This is a genomic window from Actinoalloteichus spitiensis RMV-1378 (assembly GCF_000239155.1).
Taxonomy (GTDB): Bacteria; Actinomycetota; Actinomycetes; order Mycobacteriales; family Pseudonocardiaceae; genus Actinoalloteichus_B; species Actinoalloteichus_B spitiensis.
The window spans coordinates 1-7,985 of the sequence record NZ_AGVX02000617.1 but is presented as its reverse complement, the minus strand read 5'-3'; the positions used below and the strand labels follow the sequence as shown (position 1 = coordinate 7,985).

At 71.2% G+C, this 7,985-nt stretch carries 2 protein-coding genes; both read right to left on the bottom strand.

The window, feature by feature from the left end:
• On the bottom strand, positions 1 to 1,374 hold a 1,374-nt coding region (locus tag ACTIDRAF_RS30635), incomplete at its 3' end, for a condensation domain-containing protein (protein WP_245533614.1).
• Positions 1,375 to 1,524: 150 nt separating this feature from the next.
• Positions 1,525 to 7,839 carry a non-ribosomal peptide synthetase gene (locus ACTIDRAF_RS30630; protein WP_211215404.1) on the bottom strand — a complete coding sequence of 2,105 codons (6,315 nt, stop codon included), beginning with the start codon at positions 7,837 to 7,839 and terminating at the stop codon, positions 1,525 to 1,527.
• Positions 7,840 to 7,985: the final 146 nt, after the last annotated feature.

The window sequence follows — 7,985 nt, the reverse complement described above, 5'->3', positions numbered from 1 at the left end:
CCAGTCCCGGGCCCACCGCTCCACCGTGCCGGCATCGAACAGATCGGTGGCGTACTCGAGTGCGACGACCAGCCCCTCGGCGTCCTCGCGCAGTTCGAGAGTGAGGTCGAACCGCGCGCTCTCGGTGGGCAGCGGAAAGTCCTCGATCCTCAGCCCCGCCGGCCCGCTGTGCTCGCTCGGAGTGTTCTGCAGCACCAGCAGCGCTCGTACCAGGGAGTTCCCGCCCCGATCGCGGTTCGGCGCGAGTGCCTCCACCACCCGGTCGAAGGGGACCTCCCGGTGCCCGAAGGCGTCCAGCACCGTGGCCTTGACCGAGTCGAGCAGGTCAGCGAACGCTCTGGACTCGGACACTCGGGTGCGCAGGACGAGGGTGTTCACGAAGAAGCCGACGAGTCGTTCGAGCTCCGGGTGGTCCCGCCCCGAGGTGACGGTTCCCAGCGCGATGTCGTCCTGTCCGCTGCGCCTGGACAGCCACAGCTGGGTGAGGGCCGTCAGCGTCATGAAGAGGGTGACCCCGCGCTGCTCGCTGAGTTCCCGAAGGCCGGTGCTGGTGCTGTTCGGGAGCCGGAACTCGTGCACGGCACCGGCGGAGGTGGAGGTGGTGGGGCGAGGTCGGTCGGTGGGCAGTTCCACAGGGGCGAGATCGGCGAGCTGCCGTCGCCAGTAGTCGAGCTGCCGCCTGAGGTCGGGGCTGTCCTGTTGGTCGCGTTGCCACACCGCGTAGTCGGCGTACTGGACGGGGAGGTCCGGCAACCCCGCGTTCGTGCCTTCCAGCGCGGCCGTGTACAGGGCTGGGATCTCCCGCGTGATCACCCCGGCGGACCAGCCGTCGGTGATGATGTGGTGCATGGACAGCACCAGCAGGTGCTCCTCGGGGGCGAGCCGCACGAGCAGCGCCCGCACCGGAGGTCGGGACCTCAGGTCGAAGCCGGTGTTGAGCTCCGCACGGACGACAGCGGGTAGTGCGTCCCCTGACGGCTCGACGCCCCGATCGGAATGTCCGTCCACCACGCGGAGTGGGAGGTCCGGCTCCGGCAGGACGTGCTGGGTCGCGCGTCCGTCGGTGTCGGCGAAGACCGTGCGCAACGACTCGTGCCGGGCGGCGAGTTCCCGCAGGGCGGTTCGCAGCGCCTCGACGTCGAGGACACCGAGGAGCCGGAGCCCGAGCGACGAGTTGTGGCCGGGATCGCCGGGCGACAACTCGTCGAGGAACCACAGGCGCTGCTGGCTGGGGGCAAGGGGGAGCACGCCGTCCCGGGAGGCCCGCCCGATGGTGCCTTGGCTGGTCTGCCCGCTGAGCCTCCTGCGCAGGGCCTCCCGCAGGTGCGCCGGCAGCGCCCGGGCCCGATTCTCTCGCGACGACGGCGTTTCCATCTGCTTCTCCTCACCCTGGCCGCTCAGCGACGCCAGGTCGACCACGCGCGGAGACGCGGGCGGGCCGGGACACCGGTCCGCCGGCGTGGCACCGGCACCTCATCCGCCCGGCCGGTCCGTCCGCCGGCCGGGCCTCCCCTCACTCGGAGATCACGACCCGCTCTTTCCTCGGGTCGCGCTCGCGACCAGAACCCGCAGGCCTTCCACGCAGTCCTCGGCGAGCCGTCGCACGGTGGCCTCGTCGTGCACTGCCGCCGAGTAGTGCCAGTCGAAGGTCAACTGGCCGTTCCGCATGAACGCGATGACGTCCAGCAGGTGGCTGCGACGTTCGTCCGGTGCATGGTCTTGGCCGGTCCACCACCGCTGTGCCCGGTAGAGGGTCGCTTCGGCGTCGGAGGCGTCCGACCCGGCCTGACCGAGGTAGTTGAAACTCACCAGGGGCTCGGGGGCCGCCGCGAGCGCGTTACGGGTCGAGTCGGCCGCGGCGAGGTACCGCAGCGGTCCGTAGCCAACTCCGCGCCGAGGGACGGCCCGCAGCTGTTTCCTGGCGGCGCGCAGCGTGGTGGCCCAGTCGCCGTCCGCCGGGAGCCGCAGCGCCACCGGGTACATCGAGGTGAACCAGCCGACTGTCCTGGTGACGTCGACGTCGTCGAAGAGTTCCTCGCGGCCGTGCCCTTCCAGGCTGATCGCGACCCGGTCCCGCCCTGCCCAACGGCACAGGACGGCGGAGAGTCCGGTGAGGAGGACGTCGCCGACCTGGGTTCGGAACGCACCAGGCACGCGGTGGACCAACGCGCGGGTGTCGTCCTCCCCGAGTGAGGCCGACAGCGTGGCGCGGTCGGCGACGGTGTTCCCACCCGTCGGCCTGTCGAGGGGCAGCTCGACCTCCACGTCCTCGACGAGCGAGTTCCAGTAGTCGAGTTCGTCGTCGAAACCGCCGCCCTCGACGTGGTCGACCATGCGGCGGGCCCAGACCGGGAAGGGGCTGGTCTTGACGCCCAGGTCCACGGCCTGGCGGTTCCTCGCCTGGTCGTAGGCGGTGGCCAGGTCGGCCAGCAGGATGCGCCACGACACGCCGTCGACGACGAGGTGGTGGGCGGTCAGCAACAGCCGCGGGTCGCCGTCATCGGTGTGGGCGAGGACGACTCGCAGCAGTGGACCTCCTCGAAGGTCCAGCCCGGACTGGGCGCGAGTGACAACCTCTGCCCAAGCCGTCTCGACGTCGGAGGTCCCTCGCAGGTCGTGGTGGCTGAACACGGCGTCCAGCTGGGTCCGGTCGGTGACCGTTCCCCTCCACTGGCCGTCGCCGTCGGGTTCGAAGACCATGCGGAGGGCGTCGTGCTGGACCAACAGGCCGGCCACGGCCGCGCGCAGCGCCGGGACGTCCACGTCGGGGACGACGTCGAAGGACACCGACATGGTGAAGTGGTGCGGGGCGACGGGATGGGTGTCGAAGAACCAGCGCTGGATGGCGGTGGTGGCGACCGCACCGGTCACGACGCCCTGGTCCGCGTCGAGCGTCGAGGCCGAGCCGGACCCGGCCAGCCCCTCCGCCAGCGCGGCGACGGTCGGATGCAGGAAGAGGTCGCGGGAGGTGAACGCCAGTCCCTCCCGGCGTGCCCGTGACACCAGCTGAATGCTCAGGATCGAATCCCCACCCAGGTCGAAGAAGTTGTCGGCCACCCCTACCCGGTCCACACCCAACACGTCGGCCCAGACCGCGCACAACGACTTTTGGATATCGTTGGCAGGCGGTACGTACGTCGAACGACGGTCCTGGTCAGGGAGCGGCAACGCCTCGCGGTCCAGCTTCGCGTTCACCGTCAGCGGCAGGGCGTCGAGCACCACGAACGCCGCCGGAACCATGTGCGCCGGGAGCGTCGTCCTGGCCCGTTCCCGCACGGCGTCGACCTCGACCTCCGCCTCCGGCTCCGGAACGAGGTAGGCGACGAGCCGCCGGGAACCGGGCTGGTCCTCACGCGCGATGACGGCGGCCTGGGCGACGGCCGGGGCCTGGGCGAGCACGTTCTCGATTTCGCCCGGTTCGATGCGGACACCGCGGATCTTGATCTGGTTGTCGACCCGGCCGAGGAAGTCGAGTTGGCCGTCCGGCAGCCAGCGCACCAGGTCACCGGTCCGGTACATCCGCCCGCCCCCGGCGTCGAAGGGGTTGGCGACGAACCGTTCGGCGGTCAGCCCGGGGCGGTGCGCGTAGCACCTGGCCAGTCCGGCCCCGGCGACGTAGAGCTCACCGGGGACGCCGACGGCGACCGGACGGAGCCGATCGTCGAGCACGTGGACGCGCGTGTTGGCGATCGGCCCCCCGATCGGTGGTACTCCGTTGAGATCGGACGCGACCGGGCCGCTCATGGTGGCGCAGACGGTGGTCTCGGTCGGGCCGTAGCCGTTGAGCAGCAGACGTCCCGGTGCCCACCTGCGGACCACCTCCGGCGGTGGCGTGTCCCCGCCCGCCACGACGCCGCGTAGTTCGGGCAGGTCGACGTCGGTCACCGTTCCCATCACGACGGGCGGCAACATGGCGTGGGTGACCCGCAGGTCACGCAGCAGTTGGAGGAACTCGGCGCCGACCAGGTGTCCCGGCGGTGGGAGTACGGTCGTTCCCCCGCTGACGAGCGCCATGGTGATGTCGGCGACGGAGACGTCGAAGCTCGGGGAGACGAACTGGAGGACACGGCTGGTGGACCCCAGGCCGAGGGCCTCCACGTGCGCCGTCGCCATGCCGAGGATCCCGCGGTGGGGGACCACGACGCCCTTCGGGCGGCCGGTGGACCCCGACGTGTAGACGACGTAGGCGGCGGTGTCGGGGTGGGTGGCCGGCCGGGTGGGGGCGGAGTCGGGTCGCGTTGCGATGACCTCAGCCGTCCCGGGGTCGTCCACGGCGAGGATCGTCACGTGTCCGGGCAGGCCGACGGCCAGGGGACGTTCGGTAACCGCGACCTCGACTCCGCTGTCGTCGATCATGAAGGCGGTGCGTTCGACCGGGTACTCGGGGTCGACTGGCACGTAGACCCCGCCGGCCTTCAGCACCGCGAGCAGCGCGACCACCAGGTTCGTCGATCGGGTGACCTTGACGGCGACCGGCGATTCGTGGCCGACGCCGAGGTCGACCAGGTGGTGGGCGAGCCGGTTCGCCGCGACGTCCAGTTCCCGGTAGGTGAGGGTGGACCCTCCGGCGTCGACGGCGACGGCGTCAGGGGTGGCGGCGACCTGGCGTTCCACCGCCTCCACGACGGTGGGCCCCAGCAGGTCGGGCCGGTCGGTGTGGTTCCAGTCCACCACCGTCCGACGGTGCTCCCCCGCTGTCAACAGGGGTACCTCGGTCAGGCGACGATCGGGGCCGGAGCTGACCCGGTCCGCCAACGCCAGCCAGTGGGAGACCAACCGGTCGATGGTCCCCGCGTCGAACAGGTCACTGTTGTACTCGACACCCGCGGAAAGAGCCCCGTCCTGCTCGGCGAAGCTGAGCGTCAGTTCGAACTGGGCGGCCTCCCGGCCGACCGGGACTCCCTCCACCCGGATACCGGGCAGGTCGAAGGTCTCGTCCGGGGTGTTCTGCAGCACCACCATCGCCTGCACCAGCGGTGTCCGGCTGGTGTCCCGTTCGGGCGCCAACTCGTCGATCAGCTGGCTGAAGGGGACGTCCTGGTGCGCGAAGGCGTCCAGCACCGTCTCCCGCACCCCCGCCAACAGTTCGGCGAAGGACGCGGTCTCGTCGATCCTGGTGCGCAGTACGACCGTGTTGACGAAGAACCCGACCAGGTCGGCGAGTTCGGCACGTTCCCGGCCCGACACCGCCGTTCCCACGGCGATGTCGGACTGGCCGCTGTACCGGGCCAGCAACAACTGGGTGATGGCGGTCAGCGTCATGAACAGGCTCGCGTCCGCCTCGGATCCGACGGCCCGAAGGCGGTCGAGGAGTTCGGCTGGCACGGTGAACGCCCGCACACCTCCCGAGGAGGTCCGCACGGCCGGCCGGGGCCGGTCGGTGGGCAGTTCGAGGGGTTCCACTCCCGCCAGCTGGCGACGCCAGTAGTCGATCCGCGCCTCGGTCCCCGGCCGCTCCGCGTGGCTCCGTTGCCAGACGGCGAAATCGGCGTACTGGATCGGGAGCGGTCGCAGCGCCGGCCGGGTGCCCTCGACGGCGGCCCGGTACAGCTCCGTGAGGTCCCTGGTGATCACGCCCAGGGACCAACCGTCGGTGACGATGTGGTGCATCGCCAACACCAGGACGTGGCTGTCACTGGCCTCCCTGACGAGCAGGACCCGCAGCAGGGGCCCGGTGCCCAGTGAGAACGGAGTCGTCGACTCGACACCCAGCAGCCCGTCCAGCTCCGCGGACCGCCGGGCGGCGTCCACCGACGACAGGTCGACCACGCGGATCGGCAGGTCGGCCGGCGGGTGGACTCGTTGCACACCGTGCCCGTCCACCGAGTCGAAGGTGGTGCGCAGCGACTCGTGCCGGGTCACCAGTCCGGTGAGCGCGCCGCGCAACGCGTCGACGTCGAGTCGCCCCACGAGCCGCAGCCCACCGACCACGTTGTGCTCGGTGCCGCCGGGGGCGAAGTCGTCGAGGAACCAGAGCCGCTGTTGCGCGTAGGAAAGGGGAAGGGGTGCGTCGGCGTCGCGCTCCGCCGGTGTGATCGGCGGCGGGAGCGCGGCGCGGCCCGGGATCGTCTCGTCGGGGGCGTCGACGGGGCGGTCGACGTGCTCGGCCAGTTCCGCCACCGTCGGGTGGTCGAACAGCACCCTCGGGGACAGTTCGGCACCGAGGTCGGACCGCAGTCGCCACAGGACGCGCAGGCTGCTGATGGAGTCGCCGCCGAGGTCGAAGAAGTTGTCGTGGATCCCGACCTGGTCCACCCCCAACAGCTCTCCCCAACACTCGCACAGGGTTCTCTCCACGGCCGTCGACGGCGCCACGTACTCCACGCCCGACACCGCCTCCGGCGCCGGCAACGCGGCCCGGTCCAACTTCCCGTTGGCGTTCAACGGCAGCTCCGGCAGCACCACCACCGCCGACGGCACCATGTACTCGGGCACCCGTGACCGCACCCACCCCCGCAGCCACTCCCCGTCCACGGTCTGCCCCGCCGACGGCACCACGTACGCCACCAACCGCTCGCCCACGCCCTCGGACCGCAGCACCACCGCAGCCCGAGCCACCACCCCCGTCTCGGTGAGCACCGACTCGACCTCACCCGGCTCGATCCGGAAACCCCGCACCTTCACCTGGTCATCAGCCCGCCCCACGAACTCCACCAACCCACCAGGCAGCCACCGCACCACGTCCCCGGTCCGGTACATCCGCCCGCCCGTGGTCGCGAACGGGTCGGCGACGAACCGCTGCCCGGTCAGCCCCGGCCGGCCCGCGTACCCTCGAGCCACCCGGGTGCCGCCCAGGTACAACTCCCCCGCCACCCCGACCGGAACCGGGCGCAGCCAGCGGTCCAGCACCCGCGCCCGGATGCCGGGCAGTGGCCGACCGATCGGCACCGACCCCGACACCGTCCCCCACCCGAGGCCCCGGTCGGTGCCGTCGAACCAGCCCAGGGCGTACACGGTGGCCTCGGTCGGCCCGTAGATGTTGGCGATCCCCGCTGACGGCCACACTCGACGCACCCGTTCCAGCAGGGGAACCGGCAGGGCCTCACCGGCGAAGACCACTCGTTCAGGGGCCAGCTCGGTGACGGCGCCGGTGTCCAGCAATCCGGCCACCGCCGAGGGCACCCCGGAGAGCAACGAGGCCGAACCCGACTGGCCGGCCACCGCCAGCACGTCTGGGACCAGCTCGATGACACCGCCCACGCACAGGGCTGGCCACAGCTCGAACACCGACACGTCGAAGTTGACCGAGGTCGATCCGATCACCCTGTGCAGGCCGTCGTGGCCGTAGTGGTCGATGGCCCAGGACACCAGCTCCGACATCGACGCGCGGTCGATCACGACGCCCTTGGGGCGTCCGGTGGATCCGGAGGTGTAGATCAGGTAGGCCGCCGCCCGGCTCGGCACCGGCCAGGGGCCCGTCTCCCGGACCTGGTCCAGGACGTGGCCGAACTCAGCTCCGTCGAGGGTGACGGTGTCGATGCCGGCCGGGTTGGTGTCGGCGAGTTCGGTGGTGCTCAGCACGAGTTCCAGGTCGCTGTCGGTGGTTATGAAGCTGACCCGTTCGGCCGGGTAAGCCGGGTCCAGCGGAACGTAGGCGGCTCCGGCGCGCAGTACCGCCAGCAGAGCGACCAGCAGATCCGTGGTGCGGGGCAGCCGGATCCCGACCCGGGACTCCACGCCGACGCCCTGGGACCGGAGCCAGCCGGCCAGTCGCGCGGAGCGGTCGGTGAGTTCCTGGTAGGTCAGGGTGTTCCGGCCGTCGGTGACGGCGACCGCGTCCGGAGTCCGCCGGGCCTGCTCGTCCACCCAGGACACCAGATCGGCTGAGGAATTCGGCATTCCTGGTTGCCGCAGGCGACCGATCTCGCGGCGTCGGCCAGCGGGCACGGAAGCGGGTTCACTCCAGGAGCGCAGGACCAGGTCGTGGTCGTCCTCGGTCAGGTGGGGGATGTCGCGGAGGGGGCGGTCAGCGGCCCCGACCACCC